Below are 18,915 nucleotides of genomic sequence, written 5' to 3' on the forward strand. Positions count from 1 at the left end.
GCCGGATGGGCCGGCGGCAGGTCACAGCCACTGCTGGACCGCCGCGATCTGAACCGTCGCCTCGAAGCGGACGGCGAGCTTGTCGTATCGGGTGGCCACGGCCCGGTGCTGTTTGAGGCGGCTGATCCCGCACTCGACCGCGTGGCGGGCCTTGTAGTCCTGGCGGTCGAAAGCGGGCGGACGCCCTCCCGTGCCGCCTCGGCGCCTGCGGTTGCGGATCTGGTCGGCCGGCTCGGGGATCGTGCACCTGATCCCGCGTCGGCGCAGGTAGGCGCGGTTGGCTCGCGAGGAATACGCCTTGTCGCCCCGTACCCGCAATGGACGCACCCGCGGGCGTCCGCCGGCGGTGCGGGGCACCCGGATCGCTTCGAGGACCCGCTCGAACTGCGGGCTGTCACCCCGCTGGCCCGCCGTGACCAGCAGCGCCAGCGGCTTCTGCCCCTGCTCACAGGCCAGATGGATCTTCGTGGAGAATCCGCCGCGCGAGCGGCCCAGCCCGTGATCGTCCGGCTCGGTCCGCGTCCCGCCCGCAGGTTCCTTCTGCCCGGCCGTGTCCCGGCGGGCACCGGCAGCATGCTGATGGGCCCGGCAGACCGTGGAATCGACGTTCACCTCCCACACGATCAGACCCGCAGCATCGGCCCGGGCCTGCAGAGCAGTCAAGATCCCAGCCCACACACCCTCACGCTGCCAACGCCTGAACAGCCCGTAGACCGTCTGCCAGTGCCCGTACTCGACCGGCAGATCCCGCCACGGCACACCGGTCCGCACACGCCACCGCACCCCGTCGATCAACAGACGCCGGTTGCGAACCGGACGCCCCAGTCCCCCGACCGGCAACAACGGCTCCAGCACCGACCACTGCTCATCCGAAAGATCCCCACGCCCCACCCCGAGATCATCGCGGCCCGAAGAGGAACTGCGGGGTCACTTCCAAAACACGGCCTAGGACGCGCTCGGGCACCTGCGGCTGATCGCAAGCACCACGCTCCTTTCCACCGCAGTACGCCGCACCCTCGCACTGCGGCTGCATCAGGCTGACGCCGATCACCCCTGGCAGGGGCGCCGCTTCAGTGTGGGCTGGGGCACCCGTGGCGAGCTGGAGTACCACCCGGTGCGCCTCGACCTGGTGGCCGAGCTTCCAGGCCGATACCGCTGTCGACGAGGGCCGTTACCGTCACCCAGTGCGCTTCGCTTCCTGCGGCTTCGGGAAGACCTCACACCGGGCGACGTACCGCCGTTCGACAACTGAGTTCTCGGTTGGCATCCCCTCGTCGGCGACCTCACCCTGTCCTTCGAGACATTCAGCCTGCCCGACGGCAACGACCAGGCCCTGATCACGCATCACGCGCAGCCGGGATCACCGTCCGCGGAGGCCCTGATGAGCTCTTGCTGGCTGGCGCGCGGACGCCACGCGGGCCGGATCGGGCACGTCGGCCCCGTCCGCCTGACGGGACCGCAGAGCGGCCGCATCCGCACCTGGGCACGCCGAAGACCGTCGTGCCGCTTCGACCTGCACCCTTGTCCCTGGGTTCTCCGGTGGCCCGCACGATGACCACCGACGATCCCGCGTCGACCGCGATCAGCAGGGTCAGAAGCCGTTGCGCATCTACGGTCAGCGACGGCGAGCCGAATCCTGAGCTCCCACGCGGTTCATGCTGCTCGGGGCGTTCGCTCATACGGCGGAAGCACGGTGGCGTGTGCACCGAGCCTGCCTTTTCAGGGCTTCGGGTCGGTGGTGTGGGTGTGTCGGTGGTGGGCGTAGTCGCCGGTGTGCTGTTCGGCCCAGTCCTGCAGGTGTTGCAGTGCGGCGGTGACGCCGAGGGCGAGGTCGGTCAGGGCGTACTGCACCGTCGGCGGGCGGCTGGTGTGCACGGTGCGGGTGATCAGTCCACCGCCTTCGAGGTCGCGCAGGGTCTGCGCGAGCATCTTGTCGCTGACGCCGCCGGCCCGCCGGCGCAGCTCGGACCAGCGTTGCGGGCCGTCCATGAGATCCACCAGGACCAGGGCGGCCCACCGGGCGGTGACCAGGTCGAACAGCTGCCTGCCGGGGCAGGCGGGATCGCGGACGTTGCCTCGCGTGCTTTCCTGCACGTGCTCACCTCACCTAAAGGTATGTACTTCCCAGGAGAAAGTAACTCGGTCAGAGTGAGGGAGCCAATCCCTGATCGTCAAGGAGTACTTGTGGTAACCGACGATGCCGTGACCCGCGCCGCGAACACCGTGACCGTGCTCGGCGGCCCTACCGCCCTGATCCGCCTGGCCGGCTGGACGCTGCTGACCGACCCGACCTTCGACGCCGCCGGCACCGAATACCAGGACGGCCCGGTCCTGGTGCGCAAGACCGCCGACCCGGCGCTGAAGCCCGGGGAACTGCCCGCTCTCGACGCCGCCCTGGTCAGCCACACCGGGCATCAGGACAACCTCGACACCATCGGGCGTACGGTGGCCTCCGGTGCCTCGGAGGTGTTCACCACCGCTGCTGGCGCCACCGATCTCGGGGGCGCAGCGGTCGGCCTGGAGCCCTGGCAGACCCGGACCCTGTCGAAGCCGGGCCGTATGCCGCTGAACATCACCGCGGTCCCCGCCCGCCACGGGCCCGTCGGCACCGAGGACATCACCGGTCCGGTCACCGGCTTCCTCCTGCACACCGATGACGGCTCGGCACCGAGTGTGTACGTCTCCGGTGACACCGTCGACCTGGACGCGATGAGCGCCCTGGCCGGCCGGTACCGCGTCGACGTGGCGCTGCTGCACCTGGGCGCGGCCGGCTTCGAGGAGCTCGGTGACATACGACTGTCGCTGACCGCGACCCAGGCCGTCGAGGCCCGCCGCATGCTCGGCGGCCCCCTCGTGGTGGCCGTGCACGCCGAGGGCTGGGCGCACTACACCGAAGACCGCGGCCACGTCCAGCAGGTCTTCGACGCCGCCGGCGTCCCGCTGCGCTGGCCCACCCCGGGCGAGCCCATCACCCTGCCCGCCCCGCACACCCGCTGACACCTCACCCCGTGCCGCCGCCGGTGCACCGGCCCGCTCCTTCTACGCCGCCGGAGACGCGGGAGCGGCTGCGGTCACCGCCCTGCACGAGGGCCTCGCCACCGTGCAGGCCGACACTATCGACGCGCACAACAGCGCCAGCAGCTTCTGAGGCTGACGCCGCGCACCACCAGTCAATGGCTCACAGGGATCGGCCTGTGGCCGACCCGCCCGTCCACAACGAAAGAAAAGAAGAGGAAGAATATGAAACCGGAAGTCGTGCACGAGCGCTTCGCCGAGTACCTCAAGGACCGGGACCTCGACGGACTGGGTTCCCTGTTCGACGAAGACGCCATGTTCGTACCGGGATCGGGACAGGAGCCGGTCTACGGCAGGGAAGGCATCAAGGAAGCGCTGAAGCCCTACCTCGCCTCGCCCAGCACCATGGAGGTGGTGGCCGCGTCGGTCCATCAGAACGGCGACCTGGCGATGGTCCAGGCGTCCTGGCGGATCACGGGTGAGAGCGGCACCGCGGAAGGAAAGGCGGTCGAGGTGATGAGGAGGACGAGCGAGGGCGACTGGGTCTACATCATCGACAACCCCTACGGCGTCTGATTCCCGGCATCCCGGCATCCCGTCGGGCGACGGTTCTCGATGCGGCCGCCGCTTGCTGCCCGGCGTCGATGACACGGTCATGTTCCGGTGTGTCCGGGCGCAGTTGGCTGGTGAGGGTGAGCAGGTCTCCGACATGGCGTTGCGAGATGAAGGCTCCGCTGCCGGCGGTGAACCGCCGGCTTGTGTACCCGAGCCGCGATGGCGAGCTGGTCGGGCCGCCCTCCCCACGGGGAACCGCGGCGTCGCGTGGTGTCCTTTTGGTTGGTGAACGGTGTGGTGGTCATGGGGCCTCCCGTGCCCACGGACTGATCGTCGATCGTGTTGTGACGGGCAGTCTGTGGGCACGGGGGAACGGTGTCACGTGTCCCTTCCGTTCCGTATCGGCTGAGGGATTTACATCCTGGGGTCGGTGCGGTTGGCGGTGTTGTGCGGCTACGGGGCCGTTCCGGCCGGCTCGGGCTCGTGGTCCAGAAGGAGTATCCGGTCCTGTTCCAGCCACGGCTCGTGGTCCATGTGGCCGTTCACCACGCCGCAAAGCACAGTCCGCGAAGCCGTTTGGGGTGATCCGGAGGCTGCTGGGCACCCCGTTCCTGTTGCGCCGGCCCGCCGGCGCCCGCATCGGGCTGTGGCAGTCCGAGAAGGTCCGGGCCCGCCGCAGCTGCGCGCAAGTGCCTGGGGAGGGTCGGCGCCGAGTTCCCCGGCGCACCGGTGTGCTGCATCACCCTCCGCCTGTCCATCCGGTCCGCCCCGGACGGCGGTGGTGGGGCTCGCGGCACCGCCGGCCGTGTCTGCCGGAACCAGTACTACGTGCGCCCGCACCGGTGCATCTACGCCTGGCTCTGTCGGTGAGTCGTGGGTTCTGGCACAGATCTTGGGGAGCGGTCGCGGAGTGTCACTGGGGCAGCACGAGTTGGGTCAGCCCGCAGGACGGTTTGCCGGGACAGTCGAAATTTCCGGGCACTCTCGCGAGCCGTGCTGGCATCGTATGAATCATGGCAGCGATAGACGACACACCCGAGCCTGACAGCCCTGTCCGCAGCGCTTATCCGCCCCTGCTGGAGGCAGCGTGGCTGTATCAGGCGGATCAAGTGTGTCCGGAAGACCTGCCGATGACCGCTGCCCAGGCACTCGCAGTTGGAATGGACACGCCGGCCCTGTGCGAGCTCGCTGGTCTGCCGCGTCATGCGGACCCCCGGGACATCCGTGACACATTTGAGCAGGCTCTTCAAGAATTGGGTATCAAGCTGCCCGATCACCACCTGTCCCGACGATACGCGCTGCGCAGGCTGGCCGCGCGATTCACCGCCGGGGAGGTGGATTGTGGCGTAGCTGACGCGTTTGCTTATTGATCTTGGTTGTGGCCTGGTGTTGCTCAGTTGTATTGAGCGGTAGGTCTGTTCCGTGGGTGGGGTTTATGCGGAGTCGAGTGTCCGGCGCCGGAGGATACGTGGGCTGAACTGGCTGTTTGGTGCTGCGCAGTGAGCTGAGTGGGGCAGCGCTTTTTGCTCAGTGTGGTTGGTGCGCCTGTCGGTGCTGGTGCTGGCCGGTCTTGTGAGGGCTGGGGCGTGCAGGTGCGAGGCCTGGCCCGGGCCCAACGCTGGATCAGGGCACGGGCCGCCTCGTCATCATCGGTCTCCGTCCGCAAACGGACGATGGTGTCCCGCCTCGGTAGCCGGGCCCGGGGGCCCGGGGGGGGCGTTACGCCGGCCAGAGCGGTCATGTCCGGCGTTATCACGGAACCGCGGACCACCCGGCCGGACGGACGCGGGCGTGGCCTCGCCCTCGACCACGGTCCTGGTCCTCTCCGGCCGCCGGTGTTCTCGGCCTTGGGTGTCATTCCCGGTGCCGTGTCAGCGCCTCTCGCACGGCGGTGATGGCGATGCGCTCCTGCTCCAGGCGCAGGTGCGGTCGGTAGGTGCCGGTTCGCAGGTCCTGGTCGAGGCGGGCCTCCTCGGGGGTGAGGTGTGTCAGGCCGCCGCGTGCCTGTGTCTTCTCTTGGCCCCAATGGGACTCGTGGGCGAGGAGGGTGGCGCGGTCCATGAGCAGTGACGTGGTGTGCGGGAAACGTCCTCGGACCTGGTCGAGGATGGCGAAGCCATGGGTGTCGATGTCGCCCCAGTAACAGAGGTCGACATCGTCGAGCCAGGGCAGATGACGCAGCAGGGCGGCGGCGTATCCGGAGCCGAGGATGGCGACGGCGTCGGGGACCGGCGGCAGTGAGAGGTAGGTGATCTCGTTCTCGAGGACGAAGACGGTGCGCACCCCCGGGGACCAGCCGGCCAGTTCCTCGGCGCGGACGGCGAGTTCGCTGAAGGGCAGGGGAGAGGCGCCGAGGTAGCGCAGGCGGATGTAGACGGGCTTGGTGCGGAAGCCGTACCGCGCGACGAGATCGTTTCTCGGTGCGCTGGTGTCGACGCGGCTCTCGGGGAGCACACAGTCGAGGAGTTCGGCGAGGATTCCCTTGTTGGTCTCGATGAACTTGGTGTCCACGCCGGGGACGTCGATCTCGCGCAGGTAGACCGCCTCGGTGTCGTGGTCGCGGATCCAGCACGTGGTGCGCACGAGCCGGTGCCAGTCTGCGGCGTGGGCGAGGACCTTCATGGGGTGGTCGGCCATCCACCGTGCGATGCCGGGATCCTGGTGGGTGGTCTGTTCGTGCAGGGTGTGGAAGTGGTCGACCTGGGTGGTGACGCGGAGCAGTGTCCAGAGGCGGTCGCGGGTGTCGACCCAGGCTCGGGCCGGGACGGTGTTCGAGGGGGTGCCGTTGCGGCCTCCGATGGATTTGGTCTGGATGCGCAGATGCGGGTGTCGGCTGGGGGCCCAGGATTGGGCCCAGGTGAGTGCCTGCTCGTAATGCTGCAGAGCATCGGCTGCGGTCGGGCCCTTCAGTGGCACTCCGATGGGTTCGAAGGGGTGTCCGCCCGCGGCGGCGGTGAGGTAGCGGCCGCTGGTCCACTTGCGGCGCAGGGTTTCCACCACATGCTCGGGGCGGGTCCATTCTGCCGGGGTCACGAGCGCTCCTTCGGGGGCTGGTTCGCCTGCTGGGCTGCTGCCTGCTTGTGGGCGCGGAACTCCTCGATGGTGAGGTTGTTCAGGCGGGAGCGGGTCTTGTCGGGGCGGTCGACGTAGCCGACGCGGGTGACGTGGGGTTCGATGACGTGGAGTTTCTGGAGCGGGGTGACGACGAGGAGTTGCAGGCCCAGGCGCTGGAACAGGTCGAGGGCGAAGTGGGCGGAGGGGTCGTCACCGCGTCCGAAGGCCTCGTCGATGGTGACGAAGTGGAAGGTCTTCGGTTTGGGAGCGGTGGGGTCGATGCGGAACTGGTAGGCGAGGGAAGCCGCGAGGATGGTGTAAGCGAGTTTCTCCTTCTGGCCGCCGGACTTACCGCCGGAGTCGGAGTGGACCTCGTACTCGGCGCCGTCCTCGCGGTTGAGCTCGCTGGCGGAGAAGACGAACCAGCGCCGCACGTCGGTGACCCGGGAGGTCCACTCCTTGTCGAGGCGGGTGTGCTCCGGGCGGCCCTTGAAGCGGTCGAGGAGCGCCTTGACCTGGAGGAACTTCTCTTCGGTGTACACGTCATCGGTGTCGTTCGAGAGCGTTTCGCTGGTGCAGGCGCGCAGGTCGTGCTGGAACTCGCGGACCTCCTTGTTCGGCGTGGGGGCGGCGTTGAGCCGGATGTAGCGGCCCGGGTTGTAGTCGATGCCGCCCAGCGACGTGTTGATCACATCGATACGTTCGCGGATCTGCTGCTCCTGAGCGCCGAGACGGGCCTGGAACGAAGCGATGTCGCGGACGACATTGGTGCGCAGGTACAGGAGGAACTGCTCCTCGAACCGGGGCAGGTCCTCGTCGGTGAGCCGGCTGTGCAACGCGCGGTAGCCGTCGGCGGATTCGACTGTGTTGTCCAGCTCGGCGGTGTGGACCGGGTACCTGCCGCGGAAGGCGGTCATCAGCGCCGCCGCCTGGCTGCCGACGTGGCGCAGGGCGTCGTGGCGGCTGCCGCTGCTGCGCAGCAGACGTGCTTCGGCACGGCGCTCGGCGTCGTCCAGCATCTCCAGGAGTTTGTGCTCGTCGCTGCCGGCTGCGGGCAGGAACTTCCTCAGGGGTTCCTCGTGCTCCGCCATGCCGTCGAGGTCGCACTGCGCGAGGAACGTGGTGGTCCTGCCCAGCAGGCCGGCGATGTGCCGGACGTCTCGGCGCAGACCGCCCAGCTCCTCCTGCCCCGTGGTGAACGTCTTGCTGCTCTGTACGATCTCGTCCTCGGTCCGCCGGAGCTGTGCGGTGAGCTTGTCCAGACCGGCTTCTGCTTCCAGGACGCTCTTCTGCTGCTCGAACTGCTCGATGTCCGCGACGGTGCCCCGCCAGTCGAGTTCCGCATAGGTGTCGACGCTGGCCAGCAGGGTGAGGGCGGCACTGGTTCCGGCGCGGGCCCGCTGCTGCTTCTCGAGTTCCCGGGTGGCTGCGGTGATGTCGGCGCTTTCGCGGGTGAGGCGGGTGGCCTCGGCGAGGAGGGCGTCGAGCTTGGCCTGGTTGCTCCAGCCCAGCACCCAGTTGCGCCGGTCGTCGATGCGGTAGGCGTCGTTCTTCTCGTGGCGACCTCCGCCGCCCTTGACAAGACCCTGCCGGGTGACAGCGGGCCTGGTGGCGCGAGTGAACGCCTCCAGGTCTTCGGCGCACAGGTAGTCGGCACGCGAGCGCAGCCGCGCGGCGAGCCAGTCGCGGGCCCAGATGTCGGACTTGAGCTGCAGTTTGCCGCTCAGCAGGGCGGGGTCGTCCGGCAGCGTGGTGATGGGTGTGTGGGCGGGGACCTGGTAGTAGACCAGTCTGAGGCCCAGGTGACGGCCGTTGACCCAGGCCGAGACGGTGTCGTAGTGGGCGTGGGGGACCAGCAGGGACAGGGCGAACCCGTGCAGTACGCCTCGGCGGCGCCGGCCCACTCGGCTTCGTCGTCGCGGACCTGGATCAGCTCGCCGGCGAACGGCAGGACCTCGTCCAAGACACCCGCGGCGGTGGCGAGTTCGCGGCGCAGGGCCAGCAACTCGGCGGGGATGCTGGAGCGCTGCTGCTGCAGGCTGCTGATCTCGCGCCGCAGCGCTTCGGTCGCGAGGGTGTTGCCGTGGCGCGCGACGGCGAGATCGTCGAGTTTCCCGCGGGCCTGCTGCTCTTGCTCCTCGGCCCGGGAGCGGGCGGTGGAGATCTGGTCGGTCCGCTCACGGAAGGAGGCGGCGTCGGGGACGGGATCCATGCCGGCCTGCGTGAGCCAGGTGCCGTACTCGGTGGCGCGCTTGCGGCGCCGTTCGCGTTCGCGGCCGAGCTCTTCGATCCTGCCGGTCAGGGAGATGAGCTTCTCCCCGCCGACGCCGTCGATACGGCGCCGCAGGCCGTCGGCCGTCCCGCGCAGCTGTTCCAGCTGCCCCTCGCGGGTGGACTGCAGTTCCTCCAGGTCCGCCGCACCGGACATCAGCGCGGTGTGACGTGTCGTGAGAAGCCGGTGGCGGTGCTGGGCGAAGAACGCGGGGACGGCGCTGCGGCGCTTGTCCAGGGTGGTGATCTCTCCCTGGACGGTGTCGTACCGGTCGCATGCCGTCACGATCGGTGTCAGGTCCTCGATCATCCGACGGGCCCGGACGACCTCGTTGTGGCTGGCGGTGAGCGCGTCGAAGTGGGCGACGATCTTGTCGACGGCCGTCTTCGCGTCGAACGGCTCCAGCATCCGCTCGCGGACGAACTCGTCCAGGCTGCCCACGGCCTTCATCGACACCGTCTGGTGGAACAGGTCCAGGGCCTGCAGGCTGGGGATGCCCAGACCTCTCAGCAGTGCCTTGCCGTACTGGGTGTATGTGCTGCCGTGGATGGTGGCCCCGCGCTGTTTCAGCTGCCGGCGCAGGTCGGTGATGTCGGTGCCGAAGCCGGTGAAGTCGGTGTCGACGGACAGTGGTGCCTCGGCGGTGAGGTAGAACCGCTCGGGCTGCCCGGTGCTGGTCGGGGATGTCCAGTAGAAAACCTGGGCGAGCGTGAGGTGGGTGCCGAGGACGTAGTTGGCGAAGACGCCCAGGATCACGCTGTAGGACGTGTGGTCGCGCAGCCCCACGGGGCGGGTGGTGTCCGATGCCTCGACGCGCTCGTTCTTGTGATGGCCGAGGACGTAGGACCGCAGGTCGCGCTCCTTGGCGTCGGCGCCCGCCGCCTTGTTGTAGGCGATCTTGTGGGCGGGCAGAAGCAGCGTGGTGAGCGCGTCGACGAGGGTGGACTTCCCCGATCCCACGCCCCCGGTGAGCAAGGCGCAGTGCCCGTCGATGGTGAAGGTGCAGGTGGTGCGGTGAAAGGTGCCCCAGTTGAGCACTTCCAGACGGGCGAGCCGGTAACCGGGGCCGACGCCGGACGTGCCGGCCGGCTCTGCGGGCGTTGCCTGCCGGGGGATGAACGCTGCCGGGTCGGTGGTGAGGGTCATGTGTCGTCCTTGGCCGTGGTGGAGGCAGCGTCGCGGTAGGTGGCGAGGAGGTCGTTGAAGTCGTTGAGGGCCTGGGCGTCGACCAGGGCCTTGATGTGGCGGCGGACCTCGTAGGCGCCGGTCTGTTTCGTCTGACGCAGTGCCTTGAGGTCGACGAGCTTCTTGATGTGGGCGTCGATCTGGTCGACGAGCTGGGCTTCGTTGCTGCGTGGCGGGAGGAAGCCGCGGACCATCTCGACCAGGTCGTCACGGGTGAGTACCAGGCGCGGGTCGGCGGAGTCGGCGTCGCTGTCCGCGAGCCGTCCGCGCAGCAGGACGAGCATCAGGCTGACGGGGAACGAGAGCCGGTGGCGGGTGACCAGCCGCGGCACCGGGACGCCGTCGTCACGGGAATCGAGCTCCTGCTGCCGGACGTAGGCGTAGCCCTCGGCGCGGTCGATGACGATGTCGAGGCCGATCACGCCGAGGTAGTCGCCGATCGCCGCCTGCTGGCTGACGATCTGCTCCCAGACGGCAGGGGCGTCGCCCTGGTAAAGCACGCCCGCTTTCAGCAGGTGGACCACGGGGACGGTCAGGGGGTCGCTCACTGATGCTCCGTCTTTCCGGCGGCGGTGCCGCCTTCGTCGCGTACGAACGTCACGTGCGGCACTCTCGCCTGCGTGTGCCCGGGCACGTGGACGCGCGGGTAGACCAGGAGGTCGGCGCGGTCCGGGTCCACGATCATGTCCAGGCCGGGGTGCTCCACCTGGAAGTAGGCGAGCAGCTCCGCGAGCCCCAGGGCCAGCGGGTGGTCGTCGACGATGGCGGCCAGGTTCGCCTGGCCGCTCGGGCTTGCGGCGACCGCCTCCAGGACATGGCCGGTCAGCGCCTCGGTGTCGACGTGGACGCCGGAGAAAAGCTCGGAGATGTCCACTTCCGCGTCCTCGGACTCCTCCACCGCGGCGGTGTCCAGCTCGATGCGTTCGACGGGCATGTACAGCCGTCGCTCCATCGGCAGCGTCAGATCCGCCTTGGGTACGTCCAGCGTCATGCCGGGCAGGTCGGCTCGGCCTTCCAGGGCGGTGACGTGACGCTGGATGGAGCGCACCAGCGCCAGTACGCGGCGGTCCTCCGCTCGGCTGCGGTCGACCAGGAAGCGGCGCAGCTGCTCGGTCAGCTGCCGGACCGTGTCCTGGGTGTTCTCGGCTGCCTCCAACCAGGCGAAGGGGACCTTCAGCAGGCTCTGGTTGGCCCTGCCGTCCAGTTGCGGCAGCTGGTTGACCTGTTGCAGCAGCTCCCGCAGTTCCTGCTGGCGGCGGGGGGAGAGGAGGTAGTCGAAGAACGCCTGGAAACTCTGTCCCTGATCGGACCGGGCGATCTCGTCGCGGTCCAACAGGAACGCGGCCAGCTGCTCTCCCTTCCCGCCCTCGGCGGTAGCGACCTGGTGGCGCAGCCGTACGTCCAGTTCCCGAAGATTCGCCTCCACTTCGCGGAAGTCCCGCAGGAGTTCGACCGCGGTGCTCTCCACCTGCTGGTAGCGGTCCAGCAGAGCGAGCGGGGACAGCATGTCGACCTCACCGGCGAGCAGCCGGGCGATCTGGGCGTCGATCGCGTCACGCTCCCGGCGCAGTTCGTCGATGCGTGTCTGCGGATCGGTCTCCGTGCCGAACGCCATCTGCCGCAGGAGCGCGACGATGGTGTTCAGGCGGGACTCGGTTCCGATGAACGAACGTGCGGGCAGCTCCCGCACCCAGGCCACCCCCTTCTCGAGCGCCGCAGTCGCGTCGAAATGCGCCTCGTCCTCCCCGGGCGGGTAGTACTTGCGCAGCCAGCCGTTCTTCGTCCACTCCGCCAGATAGACGTCGGCGGACCGGGGAAACGAGCCGGGCTTTTCCTCGTTGAGAAGGTAGAGCCGGTCGTCCAGCCGGGACTCCAGCACGGTCTCCGGCACACCGCGCGCGTTTTCGTCGACGAACACCGTGCCGCAGAACGACAGCACCAAAGCGGCATTGTCCGCACGCAGCAGCACCCACGCCGGATGACGCATGAGCTCTGTGACCTGGTCGAAATCCACACAACCCCCCGATCGCATGCAAAGTCTGTCCTGCCCCGGGCGCGGCAGGTGACGTCACTCTAGAAACCGGCACTGACAAAACCCGGGAAAACGAATGAATTTGCGAATTCAGCGGGAAAGTCCCGCACCCGGGCGTTGACGTCGCACGGGCATCATGCGGCGACGCGGTGTTGGGCGAGTTTGGCCAGCATGACCTGGTTGGCCTCCCACCCGTCTGGGAATTTGGCGCGCACGGAAAGGTGCACCGGGTCCATTGAGGGGTGGCTGTCGAGGAGGTCGGTGATTCCTTCGCGGGCGACGACGATGCATGCCTGCCGGTGACGGGAGGCGAGGACACACAGCCGCCCGGCCTCCAGATGGAAGGCCGTGGCGTCCCGGCGGCCGGACAACGGGTGCACGACGATGACGACTTCGAACTCGCGGCCCTGCAACCGGTTCGCAGTGTCCACCGCCACGCCCCGCGCGGCGGGGTTCCCGGTCCGGGCGAGCGCGGCCCGGACCAGTTCGGCCTGGTCGCGGTGGGCGACGCCGATGGCGATGTCACGGGCGTCCAGGGGCCGTCCGTCCGGGTGGCGCTCGCAGGTGGCGACTGCTCCGCGGATCAGCAGCCGGGCGGCGAGATCGGCGGCGGTCCGGATGGTTTCGTTGTCGGTGCGCGGTACGTGTCTGCGGGGCAGTTCGTGCAGGGCCCAGCCGGTGGTGAACGCCTTGGCGAGGGTCTCGTCCAGGTCGGTGCGGGCGAACCCGGTGGTGCTGAACTCCAGGGCGCGGGTGGCCTCTTCGGTGCCGGCGGTGAAGCGGTTGAAGGGGTAGAACGCCTGGGCGATGGTCGGTGCGGCCGAGGCGGGCAGGCGCCAGGACACCGGCAGCCGGTGCACGGGGATACCGGGGTTGTGTTCCAGCATCACGCTGACGCCGTTCTGCGTCGGGTCGTGCGGCAGCCCGATCCAGCGCTCGGTGCCGACGATTGTGAACGGGTCCAGCTGGCCCGGGTCGCCGACGAACAGACCGCGGTCGAAGTGCTCGACGATCTGCAGCAGCATGTCCGAGCGCATCTGGTAGGCCTCGTCCAGGATTGCCCAGCCGAACGTGGTGGCGTCGCGGACGGTGGCCCACTTGGCGGCGGTGCCGACGACGATCCGGCAGCCGGCCAGATCGGCCAGGGTGCGCCCGATCGTGATGTTCGTCAGCTCGCTCAGGGCCTGCGGCGGGCTGTAGGTGCTCGCGCTCAGACGGCCGAGGGGAAGGTCGGGGTGCTTGTCGGCGAGCCGCTCGATCAGGTCGTCGACCTGGTTGTTGGTCTGGGCGACGATGATCGGGCGTTCGTCGCCCGCCGTGAGTTCCTGGGCGGCGTCGACTACCAGGGTGCTCTTGCCGGCGCCCGGAGGGGAGTCGACGACGACGGCCCTGTGCGGGGAGTTGGCCAGGTCGGCCAGGATTGCTGCGGTGGCGGCGCCCGCAGCCGCGGACGCGTCGAACGTGGTGGTGTCGTCAGTCGTCATTGCCCCACTCCTCTGCGGCGGCGTCCTCGGGTACGGCGGATTCGGTGTCCGGCCCGTCCGGGCCGGCACTGTGCGTCCACGGGGTGTGATCGGACACCGGGAATCGTGGCTCCGGGCGCCACCCCGGGTCGGGCAGGTAGTCGATGCTCTGGCCGGGCTCCGGCACCGTGCCCGGCTTCGGGACGACAGAGCGCCCCATTCCGCCCGTGACCTCCACCATGACCAGCGTGGCGTCCCCGCCGGGAAGGACGGAGACGATCACGGCCTTGTGACCGGCCGGCATGGACGGGCTGATCAGCCTCGTGTCGGCGGCCAGCCGCACGGGATCCTCGGTGCGGACGGTGACCCGCGGTCGTGGCACCCGCCTGTTCTTTGCCGTGGTGACCGTCCGGCCGGATTCGGTCTCCACGACCGTCCCGGCGAACGCCTCCCCGGCGCTGCGCCGGTCCGCCCGCACGAACCGGTCGTCGAACGCCGTCTCGGACTCGAAGTCGGCCAGCGCGCGTTCCAGCCGGCTCAGCCTCCGGGCCGCGCTGATCGCGGTGTCCCGCTTGCGCTGCGGAAGGCCCCCGGCGTCCCGGTCGTCGGAGTAGCGGGTGAAGGCCGCGCAATCGCGTTCGAAGCGCCTGGCGGTCTGCGGCGCCTCGCGTACGGACCGCAGAAGCGATATGGCCTCCCACACCATGCGCCAGGTGGGCTGGATCTGCCCCGCGATCAGCTCCCGCAGGTCGGACTCGGCGGTGGCCAGCGCACGCGGGTCACCGAGGGCGCGGGCTGTGTCGAACCGTCTGATCGCCGGCGCCAGGTCGCGGTTGTCGAACTCGGGGGAGGTCGTCGGGCCCGCTGGCGGGCACACGTCCGGGTTCTCCGCCTCGGCCATGGCCTGCTCGACGCTCAAGCCCGCTGGGGGAGAGATCCAGGCCATCAGGGAGGCGAGGTTCTGGTCCTCCAGCGTGCTCTGGCCGGTCGCCCAGTGCTCGGTGAGCATCCCCGTGACGGGCAGCAGAAGGGAGGTGCCTGCCTGCTCGGCCCTGTCGACCAGGAACGTCAGCCACATGCCGAACTCGGGGACGACATCCGGCACCGCGTGAGGACCGGACGTCGAGCGGAAGCGGCACATGCGTCCCAGATCGGCCAGGGCCTTGACGCCGCCGGGGTTGGGCACCAGGACCTGCGGCGCGTCGGTGTACAGGGAACGCTCGTCTTCACCGCGGCGGTTGTGACGGAAGGAATCGATGTAGTCCACCACGATCCGGCCGAGACCGGCGGCGAACGCGAACCGCTGGTCCCGGTTGCGGGGCTGCGACACGACCAGCAGCGTCCCGGTCCTCCTGGAGGAGCCGACCATCGCGGCCAAGGGCGCCCCGGCCTCTCCGGCCATGGCCAGCGGGACGATCACCAGCGGCCGGCCTGACAGACGCCGGTGCCGGTACTCGGTCAGCGGCACCGCCCGCATCGACTCCATCGCCTGCACATGCGCCAACGCCGACAGTATGCTCACGCCGCACCTCCGAGACCGTCCAGTTCGGCGCGCAGCCGTGCTGCGTGCCGCAGGGCGTCGGCCATCTCGGACTGTGCCTCGCTGGGCTGCAGTTCGCCGTGGGCCAGCCCCATCACCATGGTCGTGGTGTCGATACCGCCGAACTGCTCGCGCACCACCGGCCCGAGGACATCCAGCGAGGCCTCCGCGCGGGCACGGCTGCGGCAGTAGAACGCCATCTCGCAGTGGTTCAGGCAGTCCGGACGGTAGGTCACCAGGACCCGATCCAGCGATGCGGCCAGTTCCCCGGCCGGGCGCCGGGGCCGTTGCTCCTCATCCAGGTCGAGATCGAAGGTGAGGCCCTCGGGCACCAGGTCCACCAGGTCGCCGATGCGCTCGATGCGCGACAGCTGGCGGCTCAGCGCGGCCACCTGCTTGCGGGCATCGACGAACGCCGCGGTCGGCCGGTTGGTGAAGTCCTTCGGCGCGACCAGCACGACCGTGTCGGACACGGCCTGCCCGTCGATACCGGCCCGCGCGAGCAGGTCACGCAGCGCGATGATGTACGCGCACGCCTGCGTGGTCGCCGCCCGCACCTGCGTGGGATCGGCCTGCCCGTCGAGGATCGGGAAGCTCTTGATCTCCACGATGTGAAAGCGCCCGTCGACACGGAACGCCACCAGGTCCGGCTCCAGGAACGCATCGTGCCCGCCGACCCGCAGGCGCAGCATCGGATGGTCGAACAAGGTGCCGTCACCGTCACCCCGGGCAGCCTGCAGCAGCACCTGTGCGGTGCGGTCGTGGCGCACCGCGGCGCGGCCGTCGCCGCCGACGTTGTTCAGGTCCTCGTACCCCACCTCCGGCAGCGTCAGCTGCAGGGTCTCGCGCAGGACCCGCACCAGCTCCGCGCAGCCGTTGTCCTTCACCATCGTCTCGAAGGCGTTTCCGCGCGCGAGGGCGAAGACGGACTGGCCGAAGGGCGAGGGGTGGCCGGCGTGCGCGGCGATTGCGGCCTTGTCAGAGCCGGAGGCGTCGAGCAGTGCCCGCAGTGTGCAGCGCGGGTTGTTCTGCAGGGCCGCCAGCGACCGGGCGTTGTAGTCCAGGCGCTTCGCGGATCCGCGAAGCGCGGCGAGGCGTTCGTCGACTGGTGCATTCACGGTCTCGTAGATCCTTGCGGGGGAGAAGGGACTGCTGAGCGTCAGGGGTCAGGCCCGGGCCGTCCGCAGGTACGTCACGCCCTGCGCGGGCGCGCCGAACAACTGCTGGTCGTCCTTGAGCGACTTGCGTGCCCGCCGTGCGGCCTCCGCCCGGGCGGCGCGGTCGGCGTCGGCATGCACGTCCAGCTCGGCCCCGGCGGCGTCGATCACCTGCTGCGGGTCCATCGCGCCCTCGTGACCGGCCACGCTCCTCGGCAGGGCGTCGGGGATGTTCACCGCGAAGCGCCACAGCAGCCGCAGCGCCTCCGGACCGGGCCCGCCGACTGTGGACTCGGCCGAGGTGCGCACGGCCTCGGCGATGCGGATCGCGCCGGTGAGGAAGTCCACGCGCGGTGACAGCGGGCCGATCATTCGCTGGTCCAGCGTCCAGGTGCTGATGGTGATGAGCGCCCGCACCGGCGTCAGCAGGTCGTGCGCCAGTGCCGGGCACAGGTAGTACGGCCGGGCGCCGGGGCTGGACAGGTAGGAGCGCTCCTCGTCCCGGCGCAGGCTGGAGAGCTTGGACGCGGACAGCTCGCCCGGGAAGAACGCCTCGTGCACGCCGACGATCAGTTTGGGGGCGGCCGGGGTCCCGAGCAGCATCAGGGCACGGTGGACGTGCTCGCGCGCCGGGAGCTGTGACCCCCGCGCGGCCGGAGCCGCTGCCGGTACGGGGTGAGGCGGGGTGGTGGCCGGTTCGTCGGCGTCGACGAGGGCGTCCCAGGCCCGCTCGGCGCGGCGCAGTTGCATCCGCAGCTCACCGGCGCGCTCGGTGTCACCGGCTGCGGAAGCGTCGCGAATCGCGCGGCGCAGGGTGCTGATGCTCTTCTCCAAGGCGTCCAGCGGATCACTCATGCCCCAGACGTTACCAGAGTTCCAGAGCTTTCCAGATTTCTTCCCGAGATTCGGTGTACAGTCGGCGCCACCGAACCTCCGGCCGCAGCGGCGCAGCCCGCGCCGCCCCGCAGACCGTTCCCCTGGAGGCACCCCGTGACGGGACGCGTGTTCCACACCTCCGACTGGCACCTGGGCCGCCAGATCGGCCGCTACCGGCGTGATACCGAAGTCGACGCCGTCCTGGACGAGATCATCGACATCGCCGCCGATTTCGCCCCCGACCTGATCGTGCACAGCGGCGACCTGTTCGACAGCTCCCGACCGGGCCTGGACGACCTGCGCCGTGCGGCGCAGGTACTGCGCCGCCTCGGCGAGATCGCGCCCGTGGTCGTCGTCGCCGGCAACCACGACACCACCTACGTCCTGGCGTTCCTGAAGTTCATGCTGAGCGACATGGGAACCCGCGAAGGGGACGAGGCCAGGGTCCGCTTCGCCACCGACGCCCGCCCCGACGGGCTGCTCGTGGCCGAATACCCCACCAGAGGCGGGGAGCTGACACTGCGCATCGGCGCGCTGCCGTACCTGCACCCCAACCGGTTCACCTACGACTTCGCCGACCCCGGCATGACAACCGCGGCCTACACCGAGCGGATACGCATCGTCCAGGCCGACGTGTACCGCCGCCTGGCCGCGGGCCGCGGCGCACGGGACGTCCTGATCTTCGCCGCCCACCTGTTCGTCGAGGGGGCCACCCCTTCCCACTCGGAGCGGAAGATCTCCCTCGCCGCCGAGTACGCAGCCGCCGCCGCTGACCTGCCCGAGGTCGCCTACGGCGCCCTCGGCCACATCCACAAGCAGCAGTCTGTCGGCCGTGCCGGCTTCCCGGCCCATTACGCGGGCAGCCCGCTGCAGATGGACTTCGGCGAGAGGGGCGACACCAAGGGCGTGGTGCTGGCCGAGGTCGGCCCGGGCATCGAGCCCCGCATCGACTTCGTGCCGCTGACCGCCGGCCGCCGTCTGATCCGGCTGGAAGGCACCTTGGAAGAGATCACGCAACGCGCCAGCCGTGTCGGAGACGCCTGGGTGAAGGCGGTGGTGAACGTGGAGGTCTCCAACCCCTTCCTGCCGGACACCCTCGCCAAGATGATGCCGCAGGCGACGCTCGTCGACATCGACGAACGCCGCACCGGGGCAGCCGACCGTGTACTGGACCGGGAGGCCTCCACCGGAGAACTCCCCGATGTCGAAGACCTGTTGCGCGACTACCTGCCCGGCCGCGGCACCACCGGCCTGGCCCTGGACCGTGCCATGGCCGCCCTCGCCCATCTGCAGGCCGAACCCGACCCCGACGATCCCGCCCCGTGCTGCGAGGAGAACCTGCTGACCGCGGCCATCGCTGGCCAATCCCTCGACACCATCGACCGCTCAGGCCTGCTGCCCGGCATCGACACTCCCGGTGCGGAGACAACGCGATGAAACCCCTGACACTGTCCCTCATCGGACTGCGCAGCTACCCGACCCCGGTCACCGTCGACTTCACCGGCAAGAACCTGGTCGCCACCGTCGGCAACACCGGCGCTGGCAAGAGCAGCATGCTCGACGCCATCGTCTACGCCCTGTTCCGCAAAAGCTCCTGGGACGCCAAGGAACCTCGGCAGCTCATCGCCGACGGTGCGCAGGCCATGAGCGTCGAACTCACCTTCCTGCACAACGGACAACGCTGGCACATCCATCGCACCATGCACGCCACCAACCCGAACGCGGCCCGGCACCATCTGAGGAACCTCGACACCGGAGAGGAGGTC

General features: G+C 69.5%; 16 protein-coding genes and 1 pseudogene. 6 read left to right on the forward strand and 11 right to left on the reverse strand.

Annotation, left to right across the window (positions count from 1 at the left end; genetic code table 11):
• Nucleotides 1–21: 21 nt before the first annotated feature.
• Entirely contained in the window at nt 22–891 is an 870-nt protein-coding gene (locus STRTUCAR8_RS46165; RefSeq protein WP_006374571.1) for an IS5 family transposase, read from the reverse strand.
• A gap of 373 nt (nt 892–1,264) precedes the next feature.
• On the opposite strand from STRTUCAR8_RS46165, the pseudogene STRTUCAR8_RS53665 reads away from it, so the two are divergent.
• A pseudogene (locus STRTUCAR8_RS53665) lies at nt 1,265–1,451 on the forward strand (MmyB family transcriptional regulator); the annotation flags it as partial.
• Nucleotides 1,452–1,719: 268 nt separating this feature from the next.
• Here STRTUCAR8_RS53665 and STRTUCAR8_RS46170 read toward each other — a convergent pair.
• Complete coding sequence (locus STRTUCAR8_RS46170) at nt 1,720–2,094, reverse strand: winged helix-turn-helix transcriptional regulator (protein ID WP_006374544.1); 375 nt, start codon at nt 2,092–2,094, stop codon at nt 1,720–1,722.
• 90 nt (nt 2,095–2,184) lie between these two features.
• Here STRTUCAR8_RS46170 and STRTUCAR8_RS46175 point away from each other — a divergent pair, with 90 nt between their 5' ends.
• The 3 genes from STRTUCAR8_RS46175 to STRTUCAR8_RS53075 all read left to right on the forward strand — a co-directional run bounded on the left by STRTUCAR8_RS46175 (nt 2,185) and on the right by STRTUCAR8_RS53075 (nt 4,940).
• Nucleotides 2,185–2,997, forward strand: coding sequence for an MBL fold metallo-hydrolase (locus STRTUCAR8_RS46175; RefSeq protein ID WP_006374553.1), 813 nt, complete (start codon nt 2,185–2,187; stop codon nt 2,995–2,997).
• Nucleotides 2,998–3,240: 243 nt separating this feature from the next.
• Complete coding sequence (locus tag STRTUCAR8_RS46180; protein ID WP_006374543.1) at nt 3,241–3,591, forward strand: YybH family protein; 351 nt, start codon at nt 3,241–3,243, stop codon at nt 3,589–3,591.
• A 992-nt stretch (nt 3,592–4,583) separates the two neighbouring features.
• Nucleotides 4,584–4,940, forward strand: coding sequence for a hypothetical protein (locus tag STRTUCAR8_RS53075; protein ID WP_143666387.1), 357 nt, complete (start codon nt 4,584–4,586; stop codon nt 4,938–4,940).
• A 484-nt stretch (nt 4,941–5,424) separates the two neighbouring features.
• Here STRTUCAR8_RS53075 and STRTUCAR8_RS46185 read toward each other — a convergent pair whose 3' ends face one another.
• From STRTUCAR8_RS46185 to STRTUCAR8_RS46220, 9 genes are all read right to left on the reverse strand, one after another.
• The gene (locus tag STRTUCAR8_RS46185) at nt 5,425–6,603 is read right to left on the reverse strand and encodes a Wadjet anti-phage system protein JetD domain-containing protein (protein WP_006374552.1); all 1,179 of its coding nucleotides are present in this window, start codon (nt 6,601–6,603) and stop codon (nt 5,425–5,427) included.
• Nucleotides 6,600–7,715, reverse strand: coding sequence for an SbcC/MukB-like Walker B domain-containing protein (locus tag STRTUCAR8_RS54995; RefSeq protein ID WP_319355190.1), 1,116 nt, complete (start codon nt 7,713–7,715; stop codon nt 6,600–6,602). Before STRTUCAR8_RS54995 ends, STRTUCAR8_RS46185 begins: the two co-directional genes overlap by 4 nt.
• Nucleotides 7,716–8,347: 632 nt before the next feature.
• Nucleotides 8,348–10,042: an ATP-binding protein gene (locus tag STRTUCAR8_RS55000; RefSeq protein ID WP_006374556.1), complete on the reverse strand. Its 1,695-nt coding sequence runs from the start codon at nt 10,040–10,042 to the stop codon at nt 8,348–8,350.
• Nucleotides 10,039–10,629: a DUF4194 domain-containing protein gene (locus STRTUCAR8_RS46195; RefSeq protein ID WP_006376354.1), complete on the reverse strand. Its 591-nt coding sequence runs from the start codon at nt 10,627–10,629 to the stop codon at nt 10,039–10,041. Before STRTUCAR8_RS46195 ends, STRTUCAR8_RS55000 begins: the two co-directional genes overlap by 4 nt.
• A complete protein-coding gene (locus tag STRTUCAR8_RS46200) occupies nt 10,626–12,068 on the reverse strand; it encodes a DUF3375 domain-containing protein (protein WP_234372766.1) in 1,443 nt (480 codons plus the stop codon). Before STRTUCAR8_RS46200 ends, STRTUCAR8_RS46195 begins: the two co-directional genes overlap by 4 nt.
• Nucleotides 12,069–12,247: 179 nt before the next feature.
• Nucleotides 12,248–13,597, reverse strand: coding sequence for an AAA domain-containing protein (locus tag STRTUCAR8_RS46205; protein WP_006374542.1), 1,350 nt, complete (start codon nt 13,595–13,597; stop codon nt 12,248–12,250).
• Nucleotides 13,587–15,098, reverse strand: coding sequence for a hypothetical protein (locus STRTUCAR8_RS46210; RefSeq protein WP_006374568.1), 1,512 nt, complete (start codon nt 15,096–15,098; stop codon nt 13,587–13,589). The genes STRTUCAR8_RS46205 and STRTUCAR8_RS46210 overlap by 11 nt, the downstream gene beginning before the upstream one ends.
• Entirely contained in the window at nt 15,095–16,234 is a 1,140-nt protein-coding gene (locus STRTUCAR8_RS46215; RefSeq protein ID WP_006374539.1) for a hypothetical protein, read from the reverse strand. Before STRTUCAR8_RS46215 ends, STRTUCAR8_RS46210 begins: the two co-directional genes overlap by 4 nt.
• A gap of 48 nt (nt 16,235–16,282) precedes the next feature.
• Nucleotides 16,283–17,128: a hypothetical protein gene (locus tag STRTUCAR8_RS46220; protein WP_006374566.1), complete on the reverse strand. Its 846-nt coding sequence runs from the start codon at nt 17,126–17,128 to the stop codon at nt 16,283–16,285.
• A gap of 135 nt (nt 17,129–17,263) precedes the next feature.
• Here STRTUCAR8_RS46220 and STRTUCAR8_RS46225 point away from each other — a divergent pair, with 135 nt between their 5' ends.
• Complete coding sequence (locus STRTUCAR8_RS46225) at nt 17,264–18,586, forward strand: metallophosphoesterase family protein (protein WP_006374596.1); 1,323 nt, start codon at nt 17,264–17,266, stop codon at nt 18,584–18,586.
• Nucleotides 18,583–18,915 (forward strand): AAA family ATPase (locus STRTUCAR8_RS46230; protein ID WP_006374540.1); only part of this gene is annotated, 333 nt, incomplete at its 3' end. The genes STRTUCAR8_RS46225 and STRTUCAR8_RS46230, both read left to right, overlap by 4 nt.

Source organism: Streptomyces turgidiscabies Car8, assembly GCF_000331005.1.
Classification (GTDB): Bacteria; Actinomycetota; Actinomycetes; order Streptomycetales; family Streptomycetaceae; genus Streptomyces; species Streptomyces turgidiscabies.